At 29.6% G+C, this 13,987-nt stretch carries 22 protein-coding genes; 3 read left to right on the forward strand and 19 right to left on the reverse strand.

Going from position 1 to position 13,987, the window contains the following annotated elements:
* Nucleotides 1-25: 25 nt before the first annotated feature.
* From RSA29_RS03605 to RSA29_RS03665, 13 genes are all read right to left on the reverse strand, one after another.
* Nucleotides 26-652, reverse strand: a complete 627-nt coding sequence (locus tag RSA29_RS03605; RefSeq protein WP_346942251.1) for a PDDEXK nuclease domain-containing protein — start codon at nt 650-652, stop codon at nt 26-28.
* A 19-nt stretch (nt 653-671) separates the two neighbouring features.
* The gene (locus tag RSA29_RS03610; protein ID WP_346942252.1) at nt 672-905 is read right to left on the reverse strand and encodes a hypothetical protein; all 234 of its coding nucleotides are present in this window, start codon (nt 903-905) and stop codon (nt 672-674) included.
* Between the two features lie 53 nt (nt 906-958).
* Nucleotides 959-1,702: an alpha/beta hydrolase gene (locus RSA29_RS03615; RefSeq protein WP_346942253.1), complete on the reverse strand. Its 744-nt coding sequence runs from the start codon at nt 1,700-1,702 to the stop codon at nt 959-961.
* 316 nt (nt 1,703-2,018) lie between these two features.
* Nucleotides 2,019-2,492 (reverse strand): GNAT family N-acetyltransferase, encoded by a 474-nt coding sequence (locus RSA29_RS03620; RefSeq protein WP_346942254.1) that lies wholly within the window; start codon nt 2,490-2,492, stop codon nt 2,019-2,021.
* 91 nt (nt 2,493-2,583) lie between these two features.
* Complete coding sequence (locus RSA29_RS03625) at nt 2,584-2,910, reverse strand: nucleotide pyrophosphohydrolase (RefSeq protein ID WP_346942255.1); 327 nt, start codon at nt 2,908-2,910, stop codon at nt 2,584-2,586.
* A gap of 60 nt (nt 2,911-2,970) precedes the next feature.
* Entirely contained in the window at nt 2,971-3,099 is a 129-nt protein-coding gene (locus RSA29_RS03630) for a hypothetical protein (protein ID WP_346942256.1), read from the reverse strand.
* 128 nt (nt 3,100-3,227) lie between these two features.
* Complete coding sequence (locus RSA29_RS03635) at nt 3,228-3,665, reverse strand: hypothetical protein (protein ID WP_346942257.1); 438 nt, start codon at nt 3,663-3,665, stop codon at nt 3,228-3,230.
* A gap of 23 nt (nt 3,666-3,688) precedes the next feature.
* Nucleotides 3,689-3,883: a helix-turn-helix transcriptional regulator gene (locus RSA29_RS03640; RefSeq protein WP_346942258.1), complete on the reverse strand. Its 195-nt coding sequence runs from the start codon at nt 3,881-3,883 to the stop codon at nt 3,689-3,691.
* 354 nt (nt 3,884-4,237) lie between these two features.
* Nucleotides 4,238-4,906 carry an HAD family hydrolase gene (locus tag RSA29_RS03645; RefSeq protein ID WP_346942259.1) on the reverse strand — a complete coding sequence of 223 codons (669 nt, stop codon included), beginning with the start codon at nt 4,904-4,906 and terminating at the stop codon, nt 4,238-4,240.
* 115 nt (nt 4,907-5,021) lie between these two features.
* Nucleotides 5,022-5,603 carry an AAA family ATPase gene (locus RSA29_RS03650; RefSeq protein WP_346942260.1) on the reverse strand — a complete coding sequence of 194 codons (582 nt, stop codon included), beginning with the start codon at nt 5,601-5,603 and terminating at the stop codon, nt 5,022-5,024.
* 113 nt (nt 5,604-5,716) lie between these two features.
* Nucleotides 5,717-6,580: an aminoglycoside 6-adenylyltransferase gene (locus tag RSA29_RS03655; protein ID WP_346942261.1), complete on the reverse strand. Its 864-nt coding sequence runs from the start codon at nt 6,578-6,580 to the stop codon at nt 5,717-5,719.
* Between the two features lie 335 nt (nt 6,581-6,915).
* Nucleotides 6,916-7,284: a GNAT family N-acetyltransferase gene (locus tag RSA29_RS03660; RefSeq protein ID WP_346942262.1), complete on the reverse strand. Its 369-nt coding sequence runs from the start codon at nt 7,282-7,284 to the stop codon at nt 6,916-6,918.
* The gene (locus tag RSA29_RS03665; protein ID WP_346942263.1) at nt 7,221-7,433 is read right to left on the reverse strand and encodes a hypothetical protein; all 213 of its coding nucleotides are present in this window, start codon (nt 7,431-7,433) and stop codon (nt 7,221-7,223) included. Before RSA29_RS03665 ends, RSA29_RS03660 begins: the two co-directional genes overlap by 64 nt.
* Nucleotides 7,434-7,767: 334 nt before the next feature.
* Between RSA29_RS03665 and RSA29_RS03670 the strand changes: the two genes are divergently transcribed.
* Complete coding sequence (locus RSA29_RS03670) at nt 7,768-7,950, forward strand: hypothetical protein (RefSeq protein ID WP_346942264.1); 183 nt, start codon at nt 7,768-7,770, stop codon at nt 7,948-7,950.
* A 30-nt stretch (nt 7,951-7,980) separates the two neighbouring features.
* Complete coding sequence (locus tag RSA29_RS03675; protein WP_346942265.1) at nt 7,981-8,112, forward strand: hypothetical protein; 132 nt, start codon at nt 7,981-7,983, stop codon at nt 8,110-8,112.
* A gap of 168 nt (nt 8,113-8,280) precedes the next feature.
* Here the strand turns inward: RSA29_RS03675 and RSA29_RS03680 are convergent, their stop codons facing one another.
* The gene (locus RSA29_RS03680) at nt 8,281-8,532 is read right to left on the reverse strand and encodes a hypothetical protein (protein ID WP_346942266.1); all 252 of its coding nucleotides are present in this window, start codon (nt 8,530-8,532) and stop codon (nt 8,281-8,283) included.
* A 130-nt stretch (nt 8,533-8,662) separates the two neighbouring features.
* Entirely contained in the window at nt 8,663-9,118 is a 456-nt protein-coding gene (locus RSA29_RS03685; RefSeq protein ID WP_346942267.1) for an NUDIX domain-containing protein, read from the reverse strand.
* 206 nt (nt 9,119-9,324) lie between these two features.
* Here RSA29_RS03685 and RSA29_RS03690 point away from each other — a divergent pair, with 206 nt between their 5' ends.
* Nucleotides 9,325-10,908 (forward strand): AAA-like domain-containing protein, encoded by a 1,584-nt coding sequence (locus tag RSA29_RS03690; protein ID WP_346942268.1) that lies wholly within the window; start codon nt 9,325-9,327, stop codon nt 10,906-10,908.
* A 361-nt stretch (nt 10,909-11,269) separates the two neighbouring features.
* Here RSA29_RS03690 and RSA29_RS03695 read toward each other — a convergent pair whose 3' ends face one another.
* From RSA29_RS03695 to RSA29_RS03710, 4 genes are all read right to left on the reverse strand, one after another.
* The gene (locus tag RSA29_RS03695) at nt 11,270-11,590 is read right to left on the reverse strand and encodes a TfoX/Sxy family protein (RefSeq protein WP_346942269.1); all 321 of its coding nucleotides are present in this window, start codon (nt 11,588-11,590) and stop codon (nt 11,270-11,272) included.
* A 200-nt stretch (nt 11,591-11,790) separates the two neighbouring features.
* The gene (locus RSA29_RS03700; RefSeq protein ID WP_346942270.1) at nt 11,791-12,243 is read right to left on the reverse strand and encodes an N-acetyltransferase; all 453 of its coding nucleotides are present in this window, start codon (nt 12,241-12,243) and stop codon (nt 11,791-11,793) included.
* Nucleotides 12,244-12,604: 361 nt separating this feature from the next.
* Nucleotides 12,605-13,156: a GNAT family protein gene (locus RSA29_RS03705; RefSeq protein WP_346942271.1), complete on the reverse strand. Its 552-nt coding sequence runs from the start codon at nt 13,154-13,156 to the stop codon at nt 12,605-12,607.
* A gap of 89 nt (nt 13,157-13,245) precedes the next feature.
* Nucleotides 13,246-13,965: a class I SAM-dependent methyltransferase gene (locus RSA29_RS03710; RefSeq protein WP_346942272.1), complete on the reverse strand. Its 720-nt coding sequence runs from the start codon at nt 13,963-13,965 to the stop codon at nt 13,246-13,248.
* Nucleotides 13,966-13,987: the final 22 nt, after the last annotated feature.

Genomic DNA, 13,987 nt, shown 5'->3' on the forward strand with positions numbered 1-13,987 from the left:
TTCAGCAAGTAATTTATTCTTCTCTTTACACAATATAATTCCTATAGATGTTTAACTTATATTGATTTCCTATAAATGCAAAGCCTGAACCCAATTCTAACAGTAGTTTTGTAACCTTTTTTACTAATTGTCTTTCTATATCACGTTCATTCATTTCTTCTGTCATTGAAATAAAATCGAAGATATAAGGATCTTTCAATGCTTCTACTGCAAGTTTATTATTAGGTGCATCTAACTTCTCCATAAAATTACTTGTCTTTATTTCATTATTTTGTCTCTCAAATAAATTACTCTCTATTTGATGTACTAAAGTGTTTCTACTCCAACCATTTTCCACAGTTTTATTAATATACCAAACTCTCTTCTCTCGATCTTTAACTTTTTCTAAAAGAGTTATATTTTGATACCAAGTAATTTGTGCAAGTACCTCTTGCACAAATTCAATATCTTTGTACTCTAATGTAAATTTTCTCATATACTTTAAATTTCTAGATGAAAAACCCTTTAAATCGGGTAATTTTTTTTTTATCTCGTCAGCGATATTATCAATTACCTTGGCTCCCCAACCTTCTTTGTTCTGAAACCCTAATATTATATTGCCTATATTCCAATATAATATTATTGCCTTAAATTTTATGATATTACTATACAACTACTTGACAAATTGGAATTTAGTAAGTAATTTGATTAAATATGAATACTAAAATCCTTATATCTAAACCACCATTTCCTTGTTTTAAATTCCCATGGCTATGGGTTTCATTAAATGCCCTATTAACTTCTCTTATCAAACCTATACATACATCTAACTCATAATAATAAGGTAATATTTTCAGCACATTCAAATAACTAATTTTATGAACTGGTTCCTTATCTATATTTTCTATAGTAAACCAATCATCCATATAAACTTCTCACTTTGAAATTCTTGTTTGATGCTGAGAATATGTTGCTTAATCTATTTATTCATTCCATTAATTATATCGTTAATTGCATCAATTACTATCTGCGGCTTGTCCCTCTGTATATAATGGCTACTATCCTCAACAAAGACATGTTTACTATAGTCTGATAATGATATTAAGTCATTTTGATACTTTACCCATGCTTCTTCTATTAAAGCAGGTGCTTTGTCACCTTTATGTCCAGCGGTAATAACAGCTATTGGAATATTTCTTAAGGCATCCATTTTTCTTGTTTCTTTTACTTGACCTGAGCTAATAAGTAATTCATCTAAAGTTTGCTCTTCATCACTCAATTGACTTTTCAACATTTCTATCTCTTTTGAGGAAGATTGTTTCACTCTATCTTCAAATTGGTTTTCATGTGAACAATCAACCAATACAATTCCCCTCACTTCATTAGGGTATTTAGCTGCAAATAATCTTGCATTATAGCCTCCAATTGAATGAGCAACTATAATATATGGGGCTGCAACCTTTTCCTTATTTAAAATAGTATGTAACTCATAAACTTGGTCTAAGCTAGTTCTTGATAAATTAGCTCTATCCTTATTTCTAATCCCACCTCTATCATAAGAAAATGTTTTTGTATTTTTTGAAATCTCTGATTGTACTACCGTCCAAACTCCATTATCATCACCTAATCCAGATTCAAATATCACAGTAGGCGTCCCTTTTCCAGCACAATTAATGCTTAAACTATCTCTATCAATATAAATGCATTGATTTTTATTAGACATGTTTATCCCTCCACGTCAAATTTCTATATTTATATTAGTTAATATAAATATCTTTACACCAATTGTACCATATTGTTGAACTATTTCAATAAAATTACTATATTCCACCATTTGAGTAGTGCTGAAAAAACCTTGCCACTTTAACCTTATAATAGCCAATAATTTATGTTTAAATAATCCACTAATGCTATAAAATAACATTAGTGGATGCTGATAAATCTTGAAGAAGAAATATATGGTTATTACTTTAGGTGAAAGAGAAAAGAGGATCTTTGAAGTTTATTGCCAATTACCTCAACAATAAATTGGAATTTATCTATTCATCGCGTAAAATACATTCCATTATTTCGTTTTTAGATGAAAACCCATTTCTACTATACCAATCTACAGATTTTTCACTTGGCCAAACAAATAATAGTTCACACTTTTTTTCATATGCATATTCTTTTATGCATGTTATCAATTTCGTTCCAACATTTTGATTTCTGTAATCTTTTCGTGTATAAACACTAGTTAAATACGCTATACTTTCAGAATTCCTATTTGGTTTAGGTAGTTTAGGTATAATGCATAAATACATTGCAGATATTATCACATCCTTATCTTCTGCAATAAATATTTTATAATTATTATCACTTTCCAGAAAAGATACAAAATCATAAATGAAACTTTCTTTATCTACACCCTTCAGGTTATCTTCATTATAGCTTATATCATCATCTTCCATGTGAAGCCATTTCATTTCTGCTAATTGCAAATAATCTTTCTTTTCACCTAATCTTATTTCCATACTTTCAACCCCTCCCACAAAATCTAATTTATTGAGTTGTTTAGTAAACTACTCAATGTTACAATTTAAAACCTATTAAATAAATTGGAATTTACCAACGTCCCATATTTTTGTTATGCTTTTCTAAATATACCTTTTTTATTTCTTCCGGTGATATTGAATAACAAAGCATTACATCATTAAAGTACATTAGAACGTCACATAACTCCTCTAAAAAATGGTTTCTTACCTCTTCGTCATCCATAATGTGGCTATCGCCTTTTTTCTTGATTATATCTGCAACTTCACCGACCTCAATCATCATCCATAATAGTTGATTACGCCCCTTATCAGGTGATAAGCCACCCCATTTATCTTTATATTTCTCTTGTAATTGTTTTTGGATTATGTTCATTTCATTTAGCCCAAAATCCTCCATATTAAGCCCCCCCATTTATATACCTGCCTATAATTCACTTATTCTCTACTTATTGGCATATCATAACTTATCCTTCAGATTATACTCCATACCTATTTCATATTCATCAACTTCACCGGTATGATTGAACCCCATTGCAAGGTATAAATTTTCTGCGACTTCATCCTCTTCTATATAGCATATACACAACTATTATAATCTAGAAATGCAAATGACCTTGCAAGTATTCTCACATTGGAAGCAACAAATTTTTCCTGTTCTTCTTTAACTTTCAGTGCATTAAAAATGCGCCAGTTATCTGGATTAACTCCTTTATATTAATATTTCTTTGAAAGATTCATATAAATTGAAAATCTGATTCCTTCCTTTAGAAAATGATATATCATAAGCCCAATGCCTAATTCATCAAATCCAATAAATAATAATATTAAACTTAATGGAATTTCAATAATATTAAAGATATCATATGTTTTTGAGTTTGTTTTATCTTTTAAATAAATATTTCTTTCATCTGTATCATATATTTCAAATGCTTCTTTAGATTTTGGATTACACTTAATTTCTCTGTACTTTAGATAAGATATTAAAACAACAAATATAAAGCCTACTGCAAGTACTAGTGATATAGGCGTCATAGCTTTAATAACACTTTCAGACATATTAGGAAATAAACCTTGTTTATATAGTATCAGTGCTAAGCCACATACACCAAAAAATATAATGCTTTCAAATATGGTATTCTTTAAAGATTTCATGCTTTTTCTCCTTTCTAAGCTGGCTATATTTCAAAGATAAAAACATCTTCGATAATACAATTAAAAATTTTTGATATCTTATGAGCCAACAAAATTGATGGATTATATTTACCATTTTCAAGAGAAATAATGGTCTGTCTTGAAACTCCACACATTTGAGCCAGTTCCTCTTGAGTGATCTTTTTACTTTTTCTTAATTCCTGGATTTTATTTTCCAAATAAACACCACCTTTGTAAAAATCACTTTATATTTTTAGTATAGTTAACTTTACATTTTTAGTCAAGTCCACTTTACAATTTTATTAATAATTGTCCATTAGATTTTCACCTGACTTTTAACACATATCAATTTTAATAGTAATTGTTAATTTACCCTCATCATATATGACATTTTTGAAAATATTAGCAAACTAAGGTCCTAAGAGCCTTTCGCCATTATCTCAGTGATGAAAATCTTAGAATGATACTAAAACTTAAAGGACCTACCCCTTGGATTATGGGTTAGGTCCTATTGGTTTTCTATTGCCTAAAAGTATTCATTCCACCTGCCTACAAATTGGAATTTACCATACTTAAATATATTTTAATATTTCAAGTGGTGTTTCAGCTTGTATAAAATTTTTCTTCCTTCTTGAGGGTTGCGTCGTTCCCTCTTTCAGGTACCACACTGCCTGTACAGCTTTCATCCCTATTTGGGAAGCAGCTTCCAATTCTAAACTACCACCATCTCCAACATATATGCATTCATCAGCCGACACTGATAAATTATCCATACACCTAATAAATATTTCTTTTTCTGGCTTTTGTAGCCCTTGCTCAAAAGAAAGATATATAGCATTAAAATATGGAAACAGTTCACTATTTTTTATTGCATCAACCTCTTCAGAAAAACAATTACTTATCAATCCTATACAAATTCCTTTTTTCTTTAGTCCATTTAGCATTGGAAGAATTTCCGTATGAAGATATTTAAAACATTCTTTTTTTGATGTTTTCCTTTTCTCCACTATTTTACTAAACAGTTCATCAGAATAACATTGCTTTTCTTTAAGTATAAATTCTAATATTTCTTCCAAAGTCATTTTTCCCACAGTTCTTTCATACTCTTTTGGTTTCCACAATGATTGAAATTCATCTTCTGAAATACCAGCATCTATAGCCATTTGCGTACCAAAATATAGTGGACTCTGATAAAGAGTTATTAATGTTTCATACATGTCAAAAATTACTGCTTTTATCATCAAGAACTTCTCCTTTTACCTTTACAAATTCCTATTTATCGCGACACTCTAATACTACTCCCACTAACCTCCCCCTAAACTATACCCCAATAAAATCATATATTCAATAATCTTATCAGTGAGAACATTGATTCAAATATTCATGGACTATTATTTCAACATTCTTGTTTAAGTGCTCATCTCCATTTAGCCTAAGTACTTTACAAGCTAAGGAATTAGCCCATTGTGCATGGTTAGTCATACACGGAGAACCATCGGTATCATATCTTGTTGAGTTATCAAGAAAACGGCAATATTCTTCATACATATCGCCACCTTCCATAATCATCTCTCCGTATACTTCATATTCCCTCTTATGAATTCGGGTAATTCTTGTATCAATTGATGCGGTAATATGTATTGCTAAATCAAATAATGGAACAAATGGTTCATTAAAGCTGTCCATTGAACCTGCCATCACAAAATGAGTTCCTTTTGATATATCTGTCATTAATCTATCAATCTTTTCCTTACGAGTATACATAAAGGTAAAAGGTTTATCAGTATCTTTTCTCCAAATATAATCGTCTATATCAAAATAAGGAAAATCAAGTTTTTCCGCAACCAGTTTTCCTAATGTTGTTTTTCCAGAACCAGATGAACCAAAAATAATAATTCCTCTTGCCAATTCTTTTAACCTCCATAACGCAAAATTCATATTTATACCTCACAATAAAATACATGTACCCACAATCCTAAAAACCCTCTCTTGAATTTTATTTAATCCTACCTACAAATTGGAATTTATAGGGTTAATAAAATTCTTTATATCTAATAAACATTGTTTTTTATATTATGCAGATATAACATTATACTTTCTTCATCTTTAATATTGTATAAATAATTAAATTTCTCGGAAACATGTTTTGCTATAATTCCAAAGAACTCACACGACGTAAAAATAGCATCCCAGAAATTATTCAAATCACAATCTGAATAAGTATTTAAGTACATATCATAAAATTCTAGAGGTAAATATTCACTAAAGTATTTCCCCCACATACCAGTAGAAATAGTAAAATTATTGTTCATACCAACATACCATTCAATCATTTTATCAAGCTGGGAATGAACAATTTCAGTGTACATTCTCATAGCATATGGGATTTGCTTTCTCCCAATACCTTTTCCTACATTATTTAAACACCACCAAAATTCATTGCAACAGCCAAGATACATTTCTTTTGTCGGTGGTTTAATCCAATGGGTCATATCATTAGATGTATTAATCATTGGTAAAAAATCATCCTTATCTAAGATTTTTTTTGTTAATGTATCAGAAAGGTATCTTTCCAATGCCACCGCTTTTACTTCTATGTGTAAATCAATTCTATTACCATCTTTAAACAACATTAGCCAAGCATATGAATTGCTACAATCATGATTACTTCCCCACCCAAAGTCTCTTGAATTTGGCTCCTGAACAATAGCAATTTCTCCAAACAAGTTAATCCAACTTTGATCATCCAAAAATGATTTGGTTTCTGTAACTATAAAAACTATATCATAGTCTTGAAACATATCTTTTTTTATATTAGGGTTTACTCTTGAACCATTCATGTAAACAGCTCTAATACGTTCATCTGAATTTGCAGTATCTAATATAAGTTTCATCATTCCTTGTTCATTTCTCAATTTATTTTCCCTCCATTAAGATACTTAAATTAATCTAACTTATAAATTCCTATTTCTCACATAATTTAATACAAGTATTCATTTAATCTACTCTAAAATCCCCATTTATAGAGTAGTTTACTAAACAATCAACTCCCATAATAATACAATATTATTAAAAAAGGCATTGTAAAGATATAGCTAAAAAAATCAATCCTGCTAATACTAGCATGCTTACTATTAAAACCACTATATCTATGATTATAAGCATTTTTTTATATGGACTCATTGAACCATTATTAGATAATAGATAATAAAAAATTAAATTTAAACATTTATTATATCTACTTCCATAATCAAATGTTAATCCAATATATTTGTTGTTCTTTACCTTCATTGAAATTTTCACCTGTTAATATACCACCGCAGCTTATCGCAGTCTTACCTGAAGCAATATTATCTTTATCACAGGTAATCATTACTTTTGGAATTTTCATATCTTTTGCAACCTGTAAAACAAGTAATAATTGTTGCTTACCATAACCTTTTTTTCGCTCAGTTGGACGAATACCATAGCCTATGTGGCCTCCATGTTTTTCTAATTCCTCAGTTAAAAAGTGACGGAGTTGAATAGTACCGATAATCCTATTATCAGATTTTCTTACCGAAAGGAATGTGCTGGCATGAACATTATTGCGAAGTTTATCTTTCTCAATTGAAAGCACAATTTCAAGCCATTCATCAAAATTATTACAACGGCTAGACCACAGCCACCATTGATACTAATTTCTTCAAAATCTAAATATTCCTGTTTGTACTCTAAAATTCTCTCTTCTAAAACCTTTGATGGTTTTACTAAAATTAATTCACTCAATTTAATACCTCCTTGGTAAATTAGAATTTGATGCCTATACAGAAGTCTTTCTCATCACTAAGAGCACTAATAATACTGAATCTATCATAAGTATATGGTACTTCCATAAAAAATAACTAACTCTCATACTACAAGTATTCATTACTTCATTATACACAAATAAAATCAGTTATAGATTTATATTGAAATAATTTACAAAATAGATAGTAAATTCATTTACCATGGTATATGATTTACTTAATTTACAAAATAATTTATTACTGTAGCAGGCCCAGATAGCGAGGATCAATATGTTTATTATCCTTATGGTTCATATAGCTGGACTATACCTTATGTGGCCGGACTTTATGTTTTAGCCTGTGATGTATATCCTGATATTACCCCAGAAATATTTTATAAGGTTGCAATGGAAACAAGTAACAAATTGGAGTGTGCAGTTAATTCTCAAATTTACACTATACCACATGTAATAAATCCAATTAATTTAATTGAAAATCTAAACAAGCTTAACAAGTAGTAGTTATGATAGAGTGCGAGGTATGAAATATTGAATACAAATAGGTGCAATATAAATAACTTACATGAAAATGATTATGAGGATGTAAAGAATTTATACTCTAATGAAAAAGTAAGAGAATTTTTAGGTGGAACATTAGATATGGAAGGCTATAATAGATAAGTTCTAGGCTGTAGTTAGCTTGGTACACTAAATTTAAAAGAACCTGACCCGTAAATTATGGGTTAGGTTCTTTTTGATTCTTTATTTATTAAGGTTGTTCATTTAATTCTAATGCTAATGCTAAATTAGATTATAGAGCAGTTTAATTAATAACTAACTCAAATAATATTAATTACTATTTTTATTATCTTTCTCATTACCATGTTTAAAGTTTCCAGTTATTTTAGCCATGATTAACTGTGCTTCTTTTGTGTCAGCATTTTTTACTTTTGCTATGAATTGTTCACTTGCTTTACCTCGTAGCATACTTACTTGTTTTCCATGCCAATATAAAAAAACCTTTTTATCCTTAGTAATTTTATAAGAAAAAGGTTCTTCATCAAGCCTGTTTCTTTTATCTACATTATTATCTTCAATCATATTAACTCCTTATAAATATTAATCTTAAATAATCTAATCTCTAAATTCCTATTTCCCTGTTAGTTATATAATAAATAATTCGCATAATATAATATTGTTCAGCAAATCTATTATCGAAATAGGTATTTTGTTAAACTAGTCCTAACCTTATCTTATTATCAAGTTCCCACAATGCAACTCTATTACTGTCATATCTAAGCTTTCTAATAGCAGTATCATAGTCTACCCATTCATATTTTGTATGTTCATGTGATATCTGCAAATTTACATTAGAAATTTCAACTGCAAAGGAGTATTCAGGTATAACGAGACAAGACTCACCCCAAATTATACGTGCTTTCTCAAAAAATTCTGTAGCAATACTACATTGTGTTTCTAAAACAGTGTATTTTTCCTTTGCTAAAATATGAGCTTCTTCAAAGGCTTCTCTCTTTGCAGATACTAATGCTGAAGGATCCTCATCCTCTCCTCCACCTGAAATAAACTGCCAAATCTCCATATCACTTCGCTGGAAAATACAATAAAGCACTTTGTCTTCATATTTTTGAAACGGTAAAACCAATACTTGATATTTAGCTCTTGCCATAAACACCCCTCCTAAAATACATTAATTAAGATGAAAATCTTCATATCCATTGTACCATATTATTATACTATTGTAATAAAATTACTATAACTCGCCCTTGGGGTAATGTCGAAAGCTCTTGGGGCTTGAACCTTATAATCACCAACGATTTATGTTTAAATAAGTCCTAAATATGATAGAATAACATTATAGGATGGTGATAAATTTTGGAGAAGAAGTTTAATATAACTGGAACATGCATTCCAAATAGACACTACATGGTAGATACTTCAAACAAAATAGAAAAAGTAATGAAATTAATTAATGCTGAGGAGTATTTTATAATAAATAGACCAAGACAATACGGTAAAACCACTACTTTCTTTTTACTTAATAATAAACTTAAAGAATCAGAGGATTATTTACCTATAAAGATTAGTTTTGAAGGGGTAGGAGATTATATTTTTGAGAATGAAGGAAGATTTAGTAAAGGCTTCTTAAAATTATTACAACATATGCTTGAATTTGATAATCCTGACCTAGCTGACTTCGTAGGTAGCTTTAACGATGACATGGAAAGTTTAAATGACTTATCATATTTCATCACAAAGCTTATAAGAAAGTCCAATAAAAAAGTAGTTTTACTTATAGATGAAGTTGATAAAAGCAGCAACAATCAGCTATTTCTAAGCTTTCTTGGAATGCTTAGAAATAAGTATTTACTTAGAAATGAGGGCCAAGATCTTACTTTTCACAGTGTAATTTTAGCAGGGGTTCATGACATTAAGACGCTGAAGGTGAAGCTAAGGCCTGATGAGGAGCAGAAGTATAATAGCCCTTGGAATATAGCCACTGATTTCAATGTGGATATGAGTTTCTCAAAGGATGAGATAATGACAATGCTGGATGATTACACAGAAAATAAAGCGGTAACCCTTGATAAGGAATACTTTGCTGAAAAGCTCTATTTCTATACCTCTGGATACCCATTCCTGGTGAGTAAACTTTGTAAGATCATAGATGAAACTATAATGGATGAGGATAAATTAGTATGGGAAAAAGAGTACATGGACCTTGCTGTAAAACAGCTCTTAAGGGAGAGTAATACTAACTTTGATAGCCTTATAAAAAATATAGAGAATGATTCTGAACTTAAAATAATGGTAAAAGGATTAATTATAGATGGTAATAAAATAACCTATAATATTAATAACCCAAACATAAACCTAGGAATGCAGTATGGAATTTTTAGAAATGAAGACATGAGACTAAAAATAAATAATAGAATTTATGAACTTCTTATTTATGATTATATGAGTTCACTTATAGAAACCTCCACTAATATCGGGTCTTATAATGAGCGAAGCGCTTATATAAACGAGGACGGCAACCTAGATATCAGAAAAATCCTTGTAAAGTTCTCTGAGTTCATGAAGCACGAGTATTCAGAGAAGCGAGAAGCATTCTTAGAGGCAGATGGAAGGCTACTATTTCTAGCGTTTATAAGTCCTATAATAAATGGAACAGGCTTTGCCTTTAAAGAGGTACAAGGTGGCGATGAGAAAAGATTTGATATTGTTATAACCTATAATAAAAAGATGTATATACTAGAGCTGAAAAGATGGAGTGGTGAATCCTATCATCAGAAGGGATTAATCCAACTAGGAGAATACCTAGATCAGTATGGTCTTGATAGGGGTTACCTTCTAATCTTTGACTTTAGAAAACTCAGTGGAGAAGTCGGAAATCAGAATGATAGGGTTATTACTGTAGGTGAAAAAGAAAAGAGTATCCTTGAGGTTTATTGCTAATATAGCAACTCTTCAAACCTAACGTATATTTGAATAAGACACCTGAAAATAAATAATAAATCAAAAATACCAAGGATAATGACTTATTTATTCTTTGAAGATGACTAAACTATTTTCACATGGTAACTTAGCCATAGATCAGTCCTAATATGTATTTAACTTCAAAAATCTATCCTTAATAAGAATAACACTAAACCTTAAAGGACCTGACCCGTAGATTATGGGTTAGGTCCTTTAAGGTTCTTTATTTACTAAGATTGCCATAAAATTGCTTAGCTAAATTGGAATTTAACTTTCTTCGTATTATGCTCATAACCTCCACTTGCGCAGATAGTGAGAATTAAAAATCAATAGTGAAAAGTTATTTTTTCTTTTTGATTTTAGGCTCTGGTAGTTCATTATACATGATATTAAATAATTCTGTTAGATAATTTTTATTGTCAACTTCTTCAACTAATATCATTTCTTTTGCCCCATCATAAGGTAATTCATAGGTGAAATCTTTCATATATGCTTTTGCTGAAGAAATATTTTTTACTAATAATCTATCATCATATAGTCCGCCTACAATTTTACCACGATAATATAAAATGTACTCTCCCATCATTGCACGATAAGTTATCCCCTCCAAATTTCCTAATTGTTCTAATATATAATTCAAATATTCTTTGCTTGATGACATAGCAATTCACCTCAACTTTTCAATAATTGTCGTTATACGCAAAATATAAATAATCTCCGCTTTAAATTCTAATTTAGAAATTATAGCTTGTACTTCACTACAAATTCCTATTTATAGAGTAGTTTACTAAACAACTAGCTCGCATAAAGTTTAAGATTATTCATCTACTATGCTCTGCAAATTGGAATATTAAAACATGTTTATATATTTAAATGATATCTCAATGCATCTTCAGTAGGGTTATCATAATATTCTTTATAAGTTTCTACATTTTTGAAATTAAAATCGCTAAATATTTTTTGCATTGGATAGTTTGTAACTCTTGTCTCTCCTCTAAAATCTTTCATTCCAATTTTTTTCATATCGTCTATCATTGTTTCAATTAATTTATGAGCTAATTTTTGTCCTCTAAAACAGCTTTTAGTTCCTATGCTAGTAATTTTAACGTAATTTTTTTCTTTTCCCCAATTAAATATCATTAAATATGAAATTATTTCATTACTTTCTTTCACCAAATAAATAATATTGTGTTCTAAATCCGTCAAAATTTCTTGCCATGTTTCATCATTCCAACAAGCTACTGCTCCAAAGCATTCTTTATCTAACTCTACTAATTCATTTTTATCTTTTAAATCAAACTTAACTATTTCCATAAATTCTCCCCCTTCAAATTCCCCACATATCCAATTTGATAGTAACTATTAATTTACCCTCATCGTATCTGACATTCTTTAAAATATTAGCAAACTCAAGTTCCAAGTTCCTTTAACCTTACCTCAGGTATAAAAATCTTAGAATAGCACTAACACTTAAAAGCCTACCCCGTAGATCCTGAGCATTCCAATCGTAAAGATTATCAATGATTTCAAGTAGCAGGTTAACCCACGCTATATTATTAGACTCCACTTTTCTTATTTTTAAAAGTAAATAACACCACTTAATAATCCCAATATACTAACTAGTAAAATCATAGCCATTACTATCAATAAAGCATATTCATTCGTAGATAAACCACTAACTTTCTAAACACACTTTTCTATAATCCTCTAAAGACATTTCATAGTCAATTGATGTCTGCCATTCACCAAGTTGATTTTTCCATACATCAACATTTGTTGCAACTTTTCTAAATCCTAACTTTTCATAAACATGTTGTGCTCGTTTATTATCTATGTTGGTATCCAAGATTATTTTTTCAATTTTAACCTTATTATTTATTTCTTCATCTGTAAATAAATAATCTATTAACATCCTTAATATGCATTTTCCATACCCATGATTTTGGTATGAAATCTCACATATTTTTATCCCTATTTCAGCAAAATTTTCTCCAATAGTAAAGCTCATCTCACCAATTCTATTATTGTCAGCCTGAATTATACACCTTTGCGAAAGATTAATATCATTCTTTTTAATTTGATTTATCGTTTCTTCCAATGCTTGTCCAAGACCATTTGGAAATCCAGCATGAGCCATAATTCTTCCATCATTCCACCAATTAGTCAAAGTCTCAGCATCCTCTACCGTTGCACTTCTAATTAACAAATTATCTTTTTTAATAATCATATCTTATTCTCCTTTTGAAAGTCCTTATTTACAAATGTTCTTTACAAGAAATTTTTTCAATTATTTCTCTATCTTTTCTTCTCATGATTTTATCTTCTCTTTTTCTTCATTAATACAGCCCACATAAACTCTTTACCAAACACCTCTAAATTATTAGATTCTTGCATCTTTCTAAATTCGATTACTTCAAAGTACACTTCAAGAATTTTTCTTAATTTATATTCAGAAAAGCCTAACCCTCCATGCATAGAATAATCTCTATAAACATCATAATCTGATATATTGGCCCCACCCTCTAAATTAAAACATGTCATTGCAAAATATCCATCTTCTTTTAAGTACTTTAACACACTTTCAAAATAGCTACTTCTTCTATGTGGTTTGATATGATGAAAGCACCCACTATCATTAATAAAATCAAAGCTTTGTGGTATATCCTCAAACTCAAATAATGATTTGCACATAAACATAGGTTTATTAGAATACTCTTTTGATAATTCATTTGCCCAATTTATTGAGGTATTAGAAATATCAATTCCTATGGCATTAAATCCTTGTTTGGTAAGATACATTGAATTTCTTCCATTACCACACCCTATATCCAAGGCTTTTCCCTTACTTAATATACCTGAGTTGCAGTATGAAATAAGATTTTCATCAGGAATATTCTTGAAAAATGGAATTGGCTTTTCCTTGTCCAAATAAAATTTATCCCACCACTCACTATCTCTTTTTTCAAGAATGCTATCTAACATTTTAAATGTATCTTTATCTGTAATAATTATTTCATTATCAATTTCACTACTCAATATTTTCCCCCCTTGTATAAAT

It is taken from the genome of Clostridium sp., from assembly GCF_036660475.1.
GTDB lineage: Bacteria > Bacillota > Clostridia > Clostridiales > Clostridiaceae > Clostridium_J.

What these genes read in the sequence shown, in the direction of transcription:
- RSA29_RS03610 (WP_346942252.1), bottom strand. Translation starts at nt 905, where the DNA reads ATGGATGATTGGTTTACTATAGAAAATATAGATAAGGAACCAGTTCAT.
- RSA29_RS03615 (WP_346942253.1), bottom strand. Translation starts at nt 1,702, where the DNA reads ATGTCTAATAAAAATCAATGCATTTATATTGATAGAGATAGTTTAAGC.
- RSA29_RS03620 (WP_346942254.1), bottom strand. Translation starts at nt 2,492, where the DNA reads ATGGAAATAAGATTAGGTGAAAAGAAAGATTATTTGCAATTAGCAGAA.
- RSA29_RS03625 (WP_346942255.1), bottom strand. Translation starts at nt 2,910, where the DNA reads ATGGAGGATTTTGGGCTAAATGAAATGAACATAATCCAAAAACAATTA.
- RSA29_RS03635 (WP_346942257.1), bottom strand. Translation starts at nt 3,665, where the DNA reads ATGAAATCTTTAAAGAATACCATATTTGAAAGCATTATATTTTTTGGT.
- RSA29_RS03645 (WP_346942259.1), bottom strand. Translation starts at nt 4,906, where the DNA reads ATGATAAAAGCAGTAATTTTTGACATGTATGAAACATTAATAACTCTT.
- RSA29_RS03650 (WP_346942260.1), bottom strand. Translation starts at nt 5,603, where the DNA reads ATGAATTTTGCGTTATGGAGGTTAAAAGAATTGGCAAGAGGAATTATT.
- RSA29_RS03680 (WP_346942266.1), bottom strand. Translation starts at nt 8,532, where the DNA reads ATGATTGAAGATAATAATGTAGATAAAAGAAACAGGCTTGATGAAGAA.
- RSA29_RS03685 (WP_346942267.1), bottom strand. Translation starts at nt 9,118, where the DNA reads ATGGCAAGAGCTAAATATCAAGTATTGGTTTTACCGTTTCAAAAATAT.
- RSA29_RS03695 (WP_346942269.1), bottom strand. Translation starts at nt 11,590, where the DNA reads ATGTCATCAAGCAAAGAATATTTGAATTATATATTAGAACAATTAGGA.
- RSA29_RS03700 (WP_346942270.1), bottom strand. Translation starts at nt 12,243, where the DNA reads ATGGAAATAGTTAAGTTTGATTTAAAAGATAAAAATGAATTAGTAGAG.
- RSA29_RS03705 (WP_346942271.1), bottom strand. Translation starts at nt 13,156, where the DNA reads ATGATTATTAAAAAAGATAATTTGTTAATTAGAAGTGCAACGGTAGAG.